A 14335-nucleotide genomic window follows, 5' to 3' on the forward strand; every position below is an offset into this window, starting at 1 on the left:
CCATGCGCCTGCTTCGTATCCTGAGCCTGTTGTTGGTGGTAGTCGCACCTTCGGCGTTTGCCGACAGCCTCTACCAGGTGGAAATGATCCTGATCCGCCAGAATGCAGAGCCGCTGATCAATAGCCGGCCAGCCCCGGAAGACTGGGCCGCCGGGGCGCCACGCCAAGGGATCGAGAAAATCAGCCCGCCGCGCCTGAACAATATCGTCGAGAAACTCCAGGCCAATGGCGACTACACCGTGCTGCTGCACAAAGCCTGGGAGCAGAACCTGGGCGAGCAGCCGGTAAAGGTGAAAATCACCGACGGCCAGGAACAGTTTGGCCAATACCCCATCCAGGGCACCCTGGATCTGCAATTGGGGCGCTTTACCCGTATTGACGCCAGCTTCTGGCTCAACCAGTTCGACAACAACGGCAGCGTGATTGCCAGCGAACACTTGAGCCAGACGGACGTGCGCACCAAGAACAACCAGCTCAATTACCTGGACGCCGGCCACCTGGCCCTGCTGATCAAGATCACCTCCCTTACCGCCAAGCCACCGAGCGCACCGCCGCCCGGCCTGGCGGACTGATCCAGCGCCATGCCCCTGACGTCGTCGCTGACCAAACCCCTGGCTCCGTCCTGGGCCAACCGCTTCAAGGAACAAAGCCTGGAGCGCGGCCGGCGCTACGCCCTGGAAAACCGCGTAAGGATTGTCGAGTCCGGCGACAGCACCATCATCGCCAGTTGCGAAGGCTCGGGCGGCAATGTGTATCGCCAGACCATCTCCCTGCGCGAATCGGCCAAAGGCACCCTGATCCTGGTGGACAGCCGTTGCACCTGCCCCGTGCACACCAATTGCAAACACATCGCGGCCGTGCTGCTGCAGGTCCAGGAAACCCTGGCCTACCCGGCGGCGGCCAAGGATGCCGAGCTGCTGGAGAAACTGCAGGCCGTGCTGGATAACCGCGTGGTCCTGCCGCAAGTGGTGCTCGAGGATGTGCAGCCGATTCCCCGGCTGTGGCTGGCCAGCATCGAGTTCAGCGCCTTTGAGCCACGCAACGGCAAGATGCAGCGCTATATCCAGCACCGGGCGGCGCTGTCATTCAATTACCAGGGCAACTATGTCAGCGGCCAGAAAAACGCCGACATCATTGTCCGCCAGGAAACCCAGAGCCTGCGGATCAAGCGCCATCCCGAGGTGGAGCAAGGCTTTCGCGAGCACCTGCGCCTGCTGGGCTTCAAGATCGCCACCCGCCAGAGCAAGGCCCTGCCGGAAAGCGCCGGCGAGCTGTTTGAGATGGTCAATGACAGCGCCTGGCTGAACTTCACCCTCAACGCCTCCCCTAGCCTGCGTGCTGCTGGTTGGGAACTGCAGATCGACGAGGATTTCGGCTTCGACCTGAGCCCGGTCGAGGACTGGTACGCCAGCGTCGATGAAGTGCCGGAGCGCGACTGGTTCGACCTGGAGTTGGGGATTATCGTCAATGGCGAACGGCTGAGCCTGCTGCCGATCCTGCTGAACCTGATGCGCTCCCACACCGAAATCCTCAACCCGGAAAAGCTCGCGCGCCGCCGCGACGACGAACTGATCCTGGTGAACATCCCCGGCCTGCCCAACGGTGGCCACGGCCCGCTGCAAGTCGCCCTGCCCTACGGCCGGCTCAAACCGGTGCTGGCGACCCTCGGTGAGTTCTACCTGCAGGAGCCTGGTACCACCGCCTTGCGCCTGGCCAAGGCCGACGCGATTCGCCTCAACCCGCTGGAAGACCTGCCGCTGCAATGGGAAGGTGGCGAGCAGATCCGCAACTTTGCCCAGCGCCTGCGCGACATCAAGGACTTCACCTGCGCCGCCCCCGAGGGCCTCAACGCCACGTTGCGCCCCTACCAGCTCGAAGGCCTGAGCTGGATGCAGTCCCTGCGCCAACTGGAAGTGGGCGGGATTCTCGCGGATGACATGGGCCTGGGCAAAACCCTGCAGACCCTGGCGCATATTCTCAGCGAAAAAATCGCCGGGCGCCTGGACCGGCCGTGCATGGTGGTGATGCCTACCAGCCTGATCCCCAACTGGCTCGACGAAGCGGCGCACTTCACCCCGCAGCTCAAGGTGCTGGCACTGTACGGTGCCGGGCGCAAGAAACACTTCGCCCAGTTGCAGGATTACGACCTGCTGCTGACCACCTACGCCCTGCTGCCCAAAGACATCGAACAACTGGCCGTGCAGCCACTGCATGTGCTGATCCTCGACGAAGCCCAGTACATCAAGAACCCCACCAGCAAGGCCGCCCAGGCCGCCCGCGAGCTGAATGCACGCCAGCGCCTGTGCCTGAGCGGCACGCCCCTGGAAAACCACCTGGGCGAGCTGTGGTCGCTGTTCCACTTCCTGCTGCCGGGTTGGTTGGGAGATGTAAAAAGCTTCAACCGTGACTACCGCGTGCCCATCGAAAAACGCGGCAGCGACGTGCGATTGCAACACCTCAACGGTCGGATCAAGCCGTTCCTGTTGCGCCGTACCAAGGAACAGGTGGCTACTGAATTGCCGCCCAAGACCGAGATCATTCACTGGGTCGATCTCAATGAAGCCCAGCGCGATGTATACGAAACCATGCGCCTGGCCATGGACAAGAAGGTGCGCGACGAGATCACCCGCAAGGGCGTGGCCCGCAGCCAGATCATCATTCTGGAAGCGCTGCTCAAGCTGCGCCAGGTCTGTTGCGATCTGCGCCTGGTAAACGACGCCACCCTGCCCGCACGCGGCAGCAGTTCCGGCAAGCTCGACAGCCTGATGGAGATGCTCGAGGAGCTGTTTGCCGAAGGGCGCAGGATCCTGCTGTTCTCGCAGTTCACCTCGATGCTCAGCCTGATTGAGCTCGAGCTGAAAAAACGCGGGGTCGCCTACGCCTTGCTGACCGGCCAGACCCGCGACCGGCGCACGCCGGTCAAGGACTTCCAGAGTGGCAAGCTGCAGATCTTCCTGATCAGCCTCAAGGCGGGCGGCGTGGGACTTAACCTGACCGAAGCCGATACCGTGATCCACTACGACCCCTGGTGGAACCCGGCCACGGAAAACCAGGCGACTGACCGTGCGTATCGCATCGGCCAGGAAAAGCCAGTGTTTGTGTACAAGATGATTGCCCGGGGCACCGTGGAAGAGAAGATCCAGGCGCTGCAGCAAGAAAAGTCAGACCTGGCAGCGGGGGTGCTGGATGGCCGCACCACGGGCGACTGGAAGCTGGGCAACGAGGATATCGAGGCGCTGTTTGCGCCGTTGCCCCAAAAGCTAGAGAAGCGTTGATAGTTAGATAGCTATCGCGGGCAAGCCCGCTCCCACAGGGGGGGGGCTCACTGGGGCAGAGATTTTTGCTACCGCCACAAATCAAATGTGGGAGCTGGCTTGCCTGCGATAGCGGTGGGTCAACCGCCAGAAACAGTGACTGGGTTGCCGCGATCGCGGGCAAGCCCGCTCCCACAGGGGGTCTCACTGGGGCAGAGATTTTTGGTACCGCCACAAATCAAATGTGGGAGCTGGCTTGCCTGCGATGGGCGCACCTCAATCTCATTCGATCAACTGTGCATCCCGAAGCGCGCCAAGCGCCGCCAACCAACGCGGATCCTGCTTATAGTCAGTCGACGCAATCGCCTGCCCACGCATACGGGCAATACGTGCCGATGGCGTGACCTTCATGCGCTGGGCGGCACTCAGGGCCAGTTCGGCCGCTGCGCGGTCATTGCACACCAGGCCCATGTCGCAGCCAGCACTTAAAGCAGCCTCGATCCGGCTCGCCGCATCCCCCACCACGTGGGCACCGGCCATGGACAGGTCATCACTGAAAATCACCCCATCGAACTGCAATTCGCCGCGCAGGATGTCCTGCAACCAGCGACGCGAGAAGCCGGCCGGCTGGTTATCCACCTGAGGGTAAATAACGTGGGCCGGCATGACCGCGGCCAATTGCTTGCTCAGGCGCGCGAACGGCACCAGGTCATGGGTGCGCAGTTGTTCCAGGCTGCGCTCATCAACGGGAATGGCCACGTGGGAATCTGCCTCGGCCCAGCCATGACCCGGGAAGTGCTTGCCGGTGGCGGCCATGCCAGCGCTGTTCATGCCCCGGATAAAGGCGCCGGCCAGCAACGCGGCACGCTCGGGATCACCTTCGAACGAGCGCGTGCCTACAACGGCGCTGCGCTGGTAGTCGAGGTCCAGCACGGGGGCGAAGCTCAGGTCCAGGCCGACGGCCAGTACTTCCGTGGCCATGACCCAACCGCACTGCTCGGCCAGGTATTCGGCATTGGCATTGTCCGCCAACGCCCGCATGGCCGGCAGGCGCACAAACCCTTGGCGCAGGCGCTGGACCCGACCGCCTTCCTGATCCACAGCCAGCAACAGGTCCGGGCGCACTGCGCGAATGGCGGCGCTCAATTCCCGCACCTGGCGCGGATGCTCGATGTTGCGCGCAAAAATGATCAGGCCGCCCACTTCAGGCTGGCGCAACAAGTGGCGATCTTCAGCCGTCAGCCAGGTGCCGGCGACGTCCACCATCAAAGAGCCTTGCAGGGCAGCAGTCATAAATTTTCCTTGAATGACGCGCGCACTTCACCGCCTAGCCAGGTCAAGCCAGGCAAGGCGGTGAAGTGCGGATAAATAGTTGAAATCGGCATGGGCGGCTAGCTTAGCGGATGCAAGCGGTTGCGCCCAGACGCCAGTGGCTAAACCTTGGCCGCGACCGGGACGGACTTGCTGCGCGGGCGCAGTTGAGCGGCGGCCATGGCCGGGTCGGTGACGCCGCTTTCCGCGCGCATACCGGCGGCCAGGAACGGCACCATCAGGCGCATCACCTGCTCGATGGAGGTGTTGACGCCGAAATCGGTCTCGGCGATGGCGCGCAAGGCTTTGATCCCGGACATGCTGAACGCAGCAGCACCGAGCATGAAGTGCACGCGCCAGAACAATTCGATAGGGGGAATACGCGGGGCCGCCTCGTTCACCAGCAACATGTAGCGACGGAATACTTTGCCGTACATGTCTTCGAGGTAACGTCGCAAGTGGCCCTGGCTCTGACTGAACGCCAGGCCCAGCAGGCGCATGAAGATCGACAGATCGTTGCCGCTGCGCGGCTGTACCACCAGGGCTTGCTCGACGAGGATTTCCAGCAGGTCTTCCAGGCTCGGCTTATTCTCAGGCTTGGCCTGGCGCCGCTCCAACTCACGGTCGAGGCTGATGCAGAATGGCCCCAGGAAGCGCGAGAACACCGCCTGAATCAGGGCTTTTTTCGAGCCGAAATGATAGTTCACTGCTGCCAGGTTGACCCCGGCCTTGCTGGTGATAAGCCGCAATGAAGTTTCAGCAAATCCTTTTTCCGCGAACAACTGCTCGGCAGCATCGAGAATGCGTTCAACGGTTTCCGACTGGGCCATGGCTACTCCGCCTGACAAACACTTGTTTGAAACATACGTTTCACCTTGTGCAATGTCAAGCCTGCAGGTCCGTTTTCCGGCCGGTCAGTCACCCGATTCGCACCTATTTAATCACATCTTCCATCGCCTGTAGGGAGCACTGTCTCCAGGCTTTGCGGGGCCCGACGGATGACCGTCCGGCGGAGTCGGCAAAAACGATGATTGCCAAGCGCAGTTCACTGTATATAATCCCAGTCACTGTATAAAAAGACAGAGCGATCAACATGCTAAAACTGACGCCACGCCAAGCTGAGATTCTCGCTTTTATCAAGCGCTGCCTCGACGACAACGGCTATCCGCCGACCCGGGCAGAAATCGCCCTGGAGCTGGGGTTCAAATCCCCCAATGCTGCCGAAGAACACCTGAAGGCCCTTGCCCGCAAGGGTGCGATCGAAATGACCCCGGGTGCGTCCCGCGGTATTCGTATCCCTGGCTTCGAAGCCAAGGCTGACGAATCGACACTGCCGATCATCGGCCGGGTCGCTGCCGGTGCGCCGATTCTGGCACAACAGCACGTCGAAGAGTCCTGCAACATCAACCCGACCTTCTTCCATCCTCGCGCCGACTATCTGTTGCGGGTCCATGGCATGAGCATGAAGGACGTGGGCATCTTCGACGGCGACCTGCTGGCCGTGCACACCACCCGCGAAGCGCGTAACGGCCAGATCGTCGTGGCCCGCATTGGCGATGAAGTAACGGTCAAGCGCTTCAAGCGCGAAGGCAGCAAAGTCTGGCTGCTGGCAGAAAACCCTGAGTTTTCGCCGATTGAAGTCAACCTGAAGGATCAGGACCTGGTGATCGAAGGCTTGAGTGTCGGCGTAATTCGCCGCTAACGGAGGCATCATGCAGTTCCCACACGCGCAACAACATACACAACTGCCGCTGTTTGAGGCCTTTCTGGCCCAGCCACTTGCACCTATCCTCAGCGAGGCGGTGGAGTCCCCATGGACCGCCCCCGCCGAACCGGAGGTCTTCAGTGAATTGTCGTTGCGCGGCGCTGCCGGGAACTGCCTGAGCTTGCTGGCGCCGATCCTGCGTGAACTGAGCGAGGAACAGGACGCCCGCTGGCTGACCCTGATCGCCCCACCCTCCAGCCTGACCCAAGCCTGGCTGCGGGATGCAGGCCTGAACCGCGAGCGCATCCTGCTGCTGCAACCACGCGGTGCCCAGAGCGCCCAGCAACTGACCTGCGAGGCATTGCGCCTGGGGCGTAGCCACACCGTCGTCAGCTGGCTGAACCCGCTGGGCGCTTCGGCCAAGCAGCAGTTGATCAGCGCAGCGCGCACAGGCGATGCACAAAGTTTGAATATTCGATTGGGATAAACCCGAGACTGGCGCGCAACGCGTTCTCGGGAGTGGCACAGGTCGTCCGATTGCAGCCTGACGTCAGGTCAGTGCCTGCGATGGACGCAAGGCTTCTACAGAATTGAGAAGCCGATTGAACATTTGAATCTTAAAAAACGCCAAACGGACTCAGTGAAGAACCCGTGGACCGTCGTCTTTTTCAGGTTCGCCTTCAGCCAGGCGCCCCGCCATCTGCACACCCACGCTCAACATGGCTTTTGCCACTTCCACATGCTGGCCTTGCAGGAACGCCTTGGCGTCCTCGGAAAAATCCAAAGTCACCAGAGAACCCTCGTCCTCAGCCCTGCGCAGCTCAATTCGGCCGTCGGGCAATTCAACAATTTCCAGAAAGGACGTTGGCATAAAAATCTGTTCTCCAGGATAGCCCGGCATTATATCAGGCATGAGGGCTGCATCGCTCGGTATCTGAGGCAGCTTGCCGTGCGGCTTGATGAATGGTCAAAGGCCTGCCGAGTACACCTGACTCAGCACTCGTTCAATCCATCCCGAAAGCGGATCGCCAGCTTCTTCAGCTCCTGGCGCCAACTCTCCAGTTCGGCCCGGCTCAGTGGCTCCGGCCCTTCTTCTTCCAGGCTGACCGCAACGATAAGTGGCTGGGTCACATCGCCCTTGGGCTTGTGCGGCACCCGCGGCGGCTGGAACATCGCCGAATGGGCAGCCAACAGGCGTGCCAGCCAACTGTCGGGGCTGCGGGCCATTTCCACCAATTCAGCCAACTCAGGAATAGCCAGCGACTCCTGCACCTCACGGGTCAGGATATCCTCGGCCCGCGGCGCATTCGCCTGAGGCAAACGATAGAAGCCGGCAATTTCATGACACAGGCCCAGCAAGGCCCCATACAGGTGAAACAACGCCGACTCTCGCCCCGCCTGGACCAGCGCAATAGCGTTCATCTCCTTTCCTTCCTCGGCGCGGCCAAGGGCTTCCAGGGACAAACCCGCGAAGTAAATTTTCTGGTTGGTACGGGTATAGAGTTCGTTGGCCATGACGGCAGTCTCCACAACGACATAGATGTGATGCTGGCTGAACAGTGTCAAGGATGAGACAAGTCCACTGCAAGCGCAAAACAAAAGGCCGCCTGTGAAGGCGGCCTTTACTTCAACGCAGGTGCTGGATCAAGCGCCCTGGCGCTTATCCTCGACCTTCCACTTGCCACCATCGTAGAAGGCTTTCCAGCCCGTAGGCTTGCCGTCCACTTCGGTCTGCACGTACTGCTCCTTGGTCTTGCGGCTGTAGCGGATCACGGCCGGGCGACCGTCGGGATCCTTCTTCGGCGCTTCGCACAGGAAGTGGTACTTCGGATCGATTTCATCCTTGTGCGGCACGATCTCCAGCACCAGCGGCGCACGGGTCTCGCGGTTTTTCGGGAACTGGCTGGCAGCCAGGAACAAGCCCGAAGCGCCGTCACGCAGGATATAGGTGTCGTTGACCTTCTCGCACTTGAGCTCGGGCATCTTCACAGGGTCCATCTTCGGCGGCGCCGCATCACCGCTTTTCAGCAGTTTGCGGGTGTTCTTGCAGGTCGGGTTGGTGCAACCGAAGAACTTGCCGAAACGACCGGTCTTGAGCTGCATCTCGCTGCCGCACTTATCGCATTCCAGGCTCGGGCCTTCATAGCCCTTGATACGATAGGTGCCCTCTTCGATCTCGTAGCCGTTGCAATCAGGGTTGTTACCACAGATGTGCAGCTTGTGCTTCTCGTCCAGCAGGTAGGCATCCATGGCCGTGCTGCAGATCGGGCAACGGTGCTTGCCACGCAGCACCAGCGACTCGGATTCACCCTCGTCATCGGCAGCGATTTCATCACCTGGCACCAGGTTGACGGTGGCCTTGCAGCGCTCTTTGGGCGGCAGGCTGTAGCCCGAGCAACCCAGGAACACACCGGTCGACGCGGTACGGATCTGCATTGGACGACCGCAGGTGGTGCACGGAATATCCGTCATCACCGGCTGGTTGGCACGCATGCCGTTTTCCGGGCTCTCGGCTACTTCGAGTTTTTTCTTGAAGTCGCCATAGAACTCGTCGAGTACGTTTTTCCAGTCGCGCTCGCCCTGGGCCACGTCATCGAGATTCTCTTCCATACCGGCAGTGAAGCCGTAGTCCATCAGGTTGGAGAAGCTCTCGGACAGACGCTCGGTGACGATATCGCCCATCTTTTCCGAATAGAAACGGCGGTTGTGCAAGGCAACGTAGCCACGGTCCTGGATCGTGGAAATGATCGCCGCATAGGTCGAAGGACGACCGATACCGCGTTTTTCCATTTCCTTGACCAGGCTGGCTTCCGAATAACGGGGTGGTGGCTTGGTGAAGTGCTGGCTCGGATCGAGTTTGATCAGCTTCAGCGCATCGCCCTGGGCCATGTCTGGCAGCACGTCGTCATCACCCGGCTTGGCGATTTGCGGCATCACGCGGGTATAGCCGTCGAACTTGAGGATCCGGCCCTTGGCACGCAGCTCGAAGTCCCCGGCACCCACTGTGACAGTGGTGGACAGGTATTGCGCCGGCAGCATCTGGCACGCCAGGAACTGGCGCCAGATCAGCTCGTAGAGGCGCTCAGCGTCGCGCTCCATGCCGGTCAGCTTGCTTGGCTCGGTATTGGCGTCAGACGGACGAATCGCTTCGTGAGCCTCTTGTGCGCCTTCCTTGCTGCTGTAGACGTTTGGCTTCTCCGGCAGGTACTTCTTGCCGAACTCGCTTTCAATATAAGTACGCGCCATTGCCACCGCGTCCACCGACAGGTTGGTGGAGTCAGTACGCATATAAGTGATGTAGCCCGCTTCGTACAGACGCTGGGCCATCATCATCGTCTTCTTCACGCCAAAGCCCAGGCGGTTGCTCGCGGCCTGTTGCAGGGTGGAGGTGATGAACGGCGCCGACGGCTTGCTGCTGGTGGGCTTGTCTTCACGCTTGACGATGCTGTAGCTGGAAGCCTTGAGCTTGTCCAGCGCGGCCATGGCCTGGGCTTCGTTGAGCGGCTTGAAGGCCTCGCCTTTCTCGCGGGCCACTTCAAAGCGCACGTTATTGCCCTTGGCGGTACCGAGGTCCGCGTGGACTTCCCAGTACTCTTCAGGGTTGAACGCACGAATCTCGCGCTCACGCTCCACCACCAGCTTGACCGCTACCGATTGCACACGGCCAGCGGACAGGCCGCGGGCGATCTTCGCCCACAGCAGTGGCGAGACCATGTAGCCGACGACGCGGTCGAGGAAGCGCCGCGCCTGTTGGGCATTGACGCGGTCAATGTCCAGCTCGCCCGGCTTGGAGAAGGCTTCCTGGATCGCCTTCTTGGTAATTTCGTTGAACACCACGCGTTTATAGCGGCTGTCATCCCCACCGATGGCTTCGCGCAGGTGCCAGGCAATGGCTTCCCCTTCGCGGTCCAAGTCCGTCGCGAGATAGATGGTGTCAGCATCCTTGGCGAGCCGGCGCAGCTCCTCGATCACCTTTTCCTTGCCCGGAAGGATTTCGTACTTGGCCTTCCAGCCATGATCCGGGTCCACACCCATGCGCGAGACCAGCTGCTTGCGCGCCTTCTCTTTAGGCGAGAGCACCGGACCTTCGCCCGCAGCCGCCTTGCCGCGCTTGGCAGCAGGCTCCTTGCTGGCGCTAGCCGAACCGCTGGTGGGCAGGTCTCGGATATGGCCGATACTCGACTTCACCACGTACTCGTTACCCAAGTACTTGTTGATGGTCTTGGCCTTAGCCGGGGATTCCACAATGACCAGCGATTTGCCCATGGATCGGAAAATTCCTGAATTCGAGAAGAGAAAGGCGGTTGGCGCCTGACGCGGCAACGCTATATATAGTGGCAACACAGTGAGGTCAAGCGCAGCATTGCGCGCAACCTGCCGTTATTGCCCTGAAAAAAGACTGGGTTCGACCTGCACCAAAGCAAAGCGCGGGACCTGCTTGCCGTCAACCTCGACGGTCTCCAGGAACATGCTCAAGGGACGCACCCAAAAGCCGTAATCGCCATACAGTGCTTGGTAGAACACCACTTCTTCCTCGGTCTCGGAGTGCCGTGCCACATTAAAAACGCGGTACTTGGGACCTTTATAATGCTGGTAGAGCCCTGGTTCGACTTTCATGCTCTGACCCTCTTACAAAATTTATTAAAAAAAAATTAAAAATTCCAAAAAACAAAAACCGGGGCACTGGGCCCCGGCTTCCGTCAACCCAACGCTTAGACGCGTTCGAAGACGGTGGAAATGCCTTGGCCGAGACCAATGCACATGGTTGCAACCCCCAGGTTGCCGCCATTTTGCTTCATCACGTTAAGCAAGGTGCCGGAGATACGTGCACCGGAGCAACCGAATGGGTGGCCCAGGGCAATCGCACCGCCGTGCAGGTTAACCTTCTCGTTCATCTTGTCGAGTACTTTCAAATCTTTCAGCACTGGCAGGGCCTGTGCGGCGAAAGCTTCGTTGAGCTCGAAGAAGTCGATGTCGGAGATGCTCAGACCTGCGCGCTTCAAGGCTTTTTGTGTGGCCGGTACTGGACCATAGCCCATGATCGCCGGGTCCACACCCGCTACGGCCATGGAACGGATCACCGCCAGAGGCTGGATCCCCAGGTCCTGGGCACGCTGGGCCGACATCACGATCATGCACGAAGCACCATCGGTGATCTGCGACGACGTACCGGCTGTCACGGTGCCGCCCTTTGGATTGAACGCCGGCTTCAAGGCCGCCAGGCTTTCCAGGGTGGTGTCCGGACGAATGGTTTCGTCGTAGTCGAACAGTTTCAGGAAACCGTTCTCGTCGTAGCCGTTCATCGGGATGATTTCATCCTTGAACTTGCCTTCCACAGTCGCCTTGTGGGCCAACTGGTGGGAGCGCAAGCCAAAGGCGTCCTGGGCTTCACGGGTGATGCCATGCATCTTGCCGAGCATTTCCGCAGTCAGGCCCATCATGCCCGAGGCTTTCGCCGCGTACAGCGACATTTGCGGGTTAGGATCGACACCGTGCATCATGCTGACGTGACCCATGTGCTCCACGCCACCGACCACGAATACATCACCGTTGCCGGTCATGATCGCCTGGGCGGCCGTGTGCAGCGCGCTCATCGACGAGCCACACAGGCGGCTGACGGTCTGGCCGGCCGCGGTGTGCGGGATCTGCGTCATCAAGGAAGCCATGCGCGCGATGTTCCAGCCCTGCTCCAGGGTCTGGTTGACGCAGCCCCAGATCACGTCCTCGACCTCGTTCGGGTCGACCTTGACGTTACGCTCCAGCAACTTGCTGATCAGGTGCGCCGACATATCTTCGGCACGGGTGTTGCGGTGCATGCCGCCCTTGGAGCGGCCCATCGGAGTACGACCGAAGTCGACAATCACGACGTCTCTTGGATTCAAGCTCATAAATATTCTCGCTCTAGTCGTCTGGGCACTTAACCGAAGAAGCTCTGGCCATTCTTGGCCATCTCGCGCAGCTTCGCAGTCGGGTGGTACAGCGGGCCCAGATCAGCGTACTGATCAGCCAGGGCAACGAACTCGGCCACACCGATCGAGTCGATGTAACGCAGCGCACCGCCACGGAATGGAGGGAAACCAATACCGTACACCAGGCCCATATCGGCTTCGGCGGCGGTTTCGACGATGCCGTCTTCCAGGCAACGTACGGTTTCCAGGCACAGGGCGATCATCATCCAGTTGATGATGTCTTCGTCAGACACTTCACGCTGCTCGTAGACGATGGGTGCCAGCACTTCGTGGACCGATGGGTCGGCAACTTTCTTCTGCTTGCCCTTCTTGTCGGTCTCGTAGGCGTAGAAGCCCTTGCCATTCTTCTGGCCCAGGCGCTTGGCTTCGTAGAGCGCATCGACAGCCGAACGACGGTCGTCCTTCATGCGGTCCGGGAAGCCTTCAGCCATGACGTCGCGACCGTGGTGGCCGGTGTCGATGCCGACCACGTCCATCAGGTACGCCGGGCCCATGGGCCAGCCGAATTTTTCCATGACCTTGTCGATACGCACAAAGTCCACGCCAGCGCTGACCAGCTTGGCGAAACCGCCGAAGTACGGGAACAGCACGCGGTTGACCAAGAAGCCCGGGCAGTCGTTGACCACGATCGGGTTCTTGCCCATTTTCTTGGCGTAGGCAACGGTGGTGGCAACAGCCAGCTCGCTGGACTTCTCGCCACGGATCACTTCTACCAGCGGCATCATGTGCACCGGGTTGAAGAAGTGCATGCCGACGAAGTTTTCCGGACGCTTGAGGGCCTTGGCCAGCAAGGTGATGGAAATGGTCGAGGTGTTGGACGCCAGGATCGTGTCTTCTTTGACCTGGGCTTCGACTTCAGCCAGTACCGCCTGCTTGACCTTCGGGTTCTCGACAACCGCTTCGACCACCAGGTCGACGTGGCCGAAATCACCGTAGGACAGCGTAGGACGAATGCCGTTAAGCACTTCAGCCATTTTCGCAGCGGTCATGCGACCTTTATCAACGCGGCCGACCAGCAGCTTGGCAGCTTCCGCCAGGCCTTGCTCGATACCGTGCTCGTTGATGTCTTTCATCAGGATCGGCGTGCCTTTGGACGCCGACTGATAGGCAATACCACCGCCCATGATCCCGGCGCCGAGTACGGCAGCCTGTTTCACGTCTTTGGCGATTTCGTCGTAGGCCTTGGCTTTTTTCTTCAGTTCCTGATCGTTCAGGAACAGGCCGATCAAGCTCTGCGCAGCAGAAGTCTTGGCCAGCTTGACGAAGCCGGCAGCTTCGATTTCCAGGGCCTTGTCGCGACCGAAGTTCGCGGCTTTCTGGATGGTCTTGATCGCTTCGACCGGCGCCGGGTAGTTAGGGCCCGCTTGACCGGCCACGAAACCCTTGGCGGTTTCGAACGACATCATTTGTTCGATGGCGTTGAGCTTGAGTTTTTCCAGCTTAGGCTGACGCTTGGCCTTGTAGTCAAATTCGCCGCTGATGGCGCCCTTGATCAGGTTCAGTGCAGCTTCTGCGAGTTTTTCCGGAGCAACCACAGCATCAACGGCGCCGACTTTCAGCGCGTCTTCAGCACGGTTTTCCTTGCCGGCGGCGATCCACTCGATGGCGTTGTCGGCACCGATGATACGCGGCAGGCGCACGGTACCGCCGAAGCCCGGGTAGATACCCAGCTTGACTTCCGGCAGGCCGATTTTCGCGCTGGAAGCCATGACGCGGAAGTCCGCAGCCAGGCACATTTCCAGACCGCCGCCCAGAGCGATGCCATTGATCGCGGCAACGGTCGGCACGTTGAGGTCTTCGAAATCGCTGAAAATCTTGTTGGCTTCGAGGTTGCCAGCCACAAGCTCGGCATCGGGCAGCTTGAAGTTGTCGACGAATTCGGTGATGTCAGCGCCGACGATAAACACGTCCTTGCCGCTGGAGACGATCACACCTTTGATCGATGCATCAGCCTTGATGGTGTCTACGGCCTGACGCAGTTCGTTCAGGGTTAGACGGTTGAACTTGTTGACGGACTCACCCTTGAGGTCGAATTTCAATTCGACGATGCCACTTTCAAGAGCCTTAACCGTGATGGCTTTACCTTCGTAAATCAT

12 protein-coding genes are annotated in these 14335 nt (G+C 60.1%); 4 read left to right on the forward strand and 8 right to left on the reverse strand.

Annotated features, from left to right (window positions below; translation table 11 throughout):
- Positions 1-2: 2 nt before the first annotated feature.
- Positions 3-572: a CsiV family protein gene (locus tag HBR93_RS13840; RefSeq protein ID WP_169960503.1), complete on the forward strand. Its 570-nt coding sequence runs from the start codon at positions 3-5 to the stop codon at positions 570-572.
- A gap of 9 nt (positions 573-581) precedes the next feature.
- On the forward strand, positions 582-3275 hold the full coding sequence (locus tag HBR93_RS13845) for a DEAD/DEAH box helicase (RefSeq protein ID WP_169960504.1): 2694 nt from the start codon (positions 582-584) through the stop codon (positions 3273-3275).
- Positions 3276-3536: 261 nt separating this feature from the next.
- On the opposite strand, the gene nagZ is transcribed toward HBR93_RS13845, so the two are convergent.
- Both nagZ and HBR93_RS13855 read right to left on the reverse strand, forming a co-directional pair.
- Positions 3537-4547, reverse strand: coding sequence for a beta-N-acetylhexosaminidase (nagZ, locus tag HBR93_RS13850; protein ID WP_057438525.1), 1011 nt, complete (start codon positions 4545-4547; stop codon positions 3537-3539).
- 140 nt (positions 4548-4687) lie between these two features.
- Positions 4688-5395 carry a TetR/AcrR family transcriptional regulator gene (locus HBR93_RS13855; protein WP_057438524.1) on the reverse strand — a complete coding sequence of 236 codons (708 nt, stop codon included), beginning with the start codon at positions 5393-5395 and terminating at the stop codon, positions 4688-4690.
- A gap of 263 nt (positions 5396-5658) precedes the next feature.
- On the opposite strand from HBR93_RS13855, the gene lexA reads away from it, so the two are divergent.
- A complete protein-coding gene (gene lexA, locus HBR93_RS13860) occupies positions 5659-6267 on the forward strand; it encodes a transcriptional repressor LexA (RefSeq protein WP_029300096.1) in 609 nt (202 codons plus the stop codon).
- A 10-nt stretch (positions 6268-6277) separates the two neighbouring features.
- Positions 6278-6757, forward strand: coding sequence for an SOS-induced cell division inhibitor SulA (sulA, locus tag HBR93_RS13865; RefSeq protein WP_057438523.1), 480 nt, complete (start codon positions 6278-6280; stop codon positions 6755-6757).
- Between the two features lie 150 nt (positions 6758-6907).
- On the opposite strand, the gene HBR93_RS13870 is transcribed toward sulA, so the two are convergent.
- The 6 genes from HBR93_RS13870 to fadB form a co-directional block, all read right to left on the reverse strand.
- Positions 6908-7141, reverse strand: a complete 234-nt coding sequence (locus tag HBR93_RS13870) for a hypothetical protein (RefSeq protein WP_026136850.1) — start codon at positions 7139-7141, stop codon at positions 6908-6910.
- 122 nt (positions 7142-7263) lie between these two features.
- Positions 7264-7785: a DUF6586 family protein gene (locus HBR93_RS13875; protein ID WP_057438522.1), complete on the reverse strand. Its 522-nt coding sequence runs from the start codon at positions 7783-7785 to the stop codon at positions 7264-7266.
- Between the two features lie 129 nt (positions 7786-7914).
- Positions 7915-10536, reverse strand: coding sequence for a type I DNA topoisomerase (gene topA / locus HBR93_RS13880; RefSeq protein WP_057438521.1), 2622 nt, complete (start codon positions 10534-10536; stop codon positions 7915-7917).
- A gap of 114 nt (positions 10537-10650) precedes the next feature.
- A complete protein-coding gene (locus tag HBR93_RS13885; RefSeq protein WP_029300088.1) occupies positions 10651-10887 on the reverse strand; it encodes a DUF1653 domain-containing protein in 237 nt (78 codons plus the stop codon).
- 95 nt (positions 10888-10982) lie between these two features.
- The gene (gene fadA, locus HBR93_RS13890; RefSeq protein ID WP_169960505.1) at positions 10983-12158 is read right to left on the reverse strand and encodes an acetyl-CoA C-acyltransferase FadA; all 1176 of its coding nucleotides are present in this window, start codon (positions 12156-12158) and stop codon (positions 10983-10985) included.
- Between the two features lie 29 nt (positions 12159-12187).
- Positions 12188-14335, reverse strand: a complete 2148-nt coding sequence (gene fadB, locus HBR93_RS13895) for a fatty acid oxidation complex subunit alpha FadB (protein ID WP_057438519.1) — start codon at positions 14333-14335, stop codon at positions 12188-12190.

Source organism: Pseudomonas sp. WS 5411 (genome assembly GCF_012985595.1).
GTDB lineage: Bacteria > Pseudomonadota > Gammaproteobacteria > Pseudomonadales > Pseudomonadaceae > Aquipseudomonas > Aquipseudomonas shahriarae.

What these genes read in the sequence shown, in the direction of transcription:
- HBR93_RS13870 (WP_026136850.1), bottom strand. Translation starts at nt 7,141, where the DNA reads ATGCCAACGTCCTTTCTGGAAATTGTTGAATTGCCCGACGGCCGAATT.
- fadB (WP_057438519.1), bottom strand. Translation starts at nt 14,335, where the DNA reads ATGATTTACGAAGGTAAAGCCATCACGGTTAAGGCTCTTGAAAGTGGC.
- HBR93_RS13840 (WP_169960503.1), top strand. Translation starts at nt 3, where the DNA reads ATGCGCCTGCTTCGTATCCTGAGCCTGTTGTTGGTGGTAGTCGCACCT.
- topA (WP_057438521.1), bottom strand. Translation starts at nt 10,536, where the DNA reads ATGGGCAAATCGCTGGTCATTGTGGAATCCCCGGCTAAGGCCAAGACC.
- sulA (WP_057438523.1), top strand. Translation starts at nt 6,278, where the DNA reads ATGCAGTTCCCACACGCGCAACAACATACACAACTGCCGCTGTTTGAG.
- nagZ (WP_057438525.1), bottom strand. Translation starts at nt 4,547, where the DNA reads ATGACTGCTGCCCTGCAAGGCTCTTTGATGGTGGACGTCGCCGGCACC.
- HBR93_RS13875 (WP_057438522.1), bottom strand. Translation starts at nt 7,785, where the DNA reads ATGGCCAACGAACTCTATACCCGTACCAACCAGAAAATTTACTTCGCG.
- HBR93_RS13885 (WP_029300088.1), bottom strand. Translation starts at nt 10,887, where the DNA reads ATGAAAGTCGAACCAGGGCTCTACCAGCATTATAAAGGTCCCAAGTAC.
- fadA (WP_169960505.1), bottom strand. Translation starts at nt 12,158, where the DNA reads ATGAGCTTGAATCCAAGAGACGTCGTGATTGTCGACTTCGGTCGTACT.
- HBR93_RS13855 (WP_057438524.1), bottom strand. Translation starts at nt 5,395, where the DNA reads ATGGCCCAGTCGGAAACCGTTGAACGCATTCTCGATGCTGCCGAGCAG.
- HBR93_RS13845 (WP_169960504.1), top strand. Translation starts at nt 582, where the DNA reads ATGCCCCTGACGTCGTCGCTGACCAAACCCCTGGCTCCGTCCTGGGCC.
- lexA (WP_029300096.1), top strand. Translation starts at nt 5,659, where the DNA reads ATGCTAAAACTGACGCCACGCCAAGCTGAGATTCTCGCTTTTATCAAG.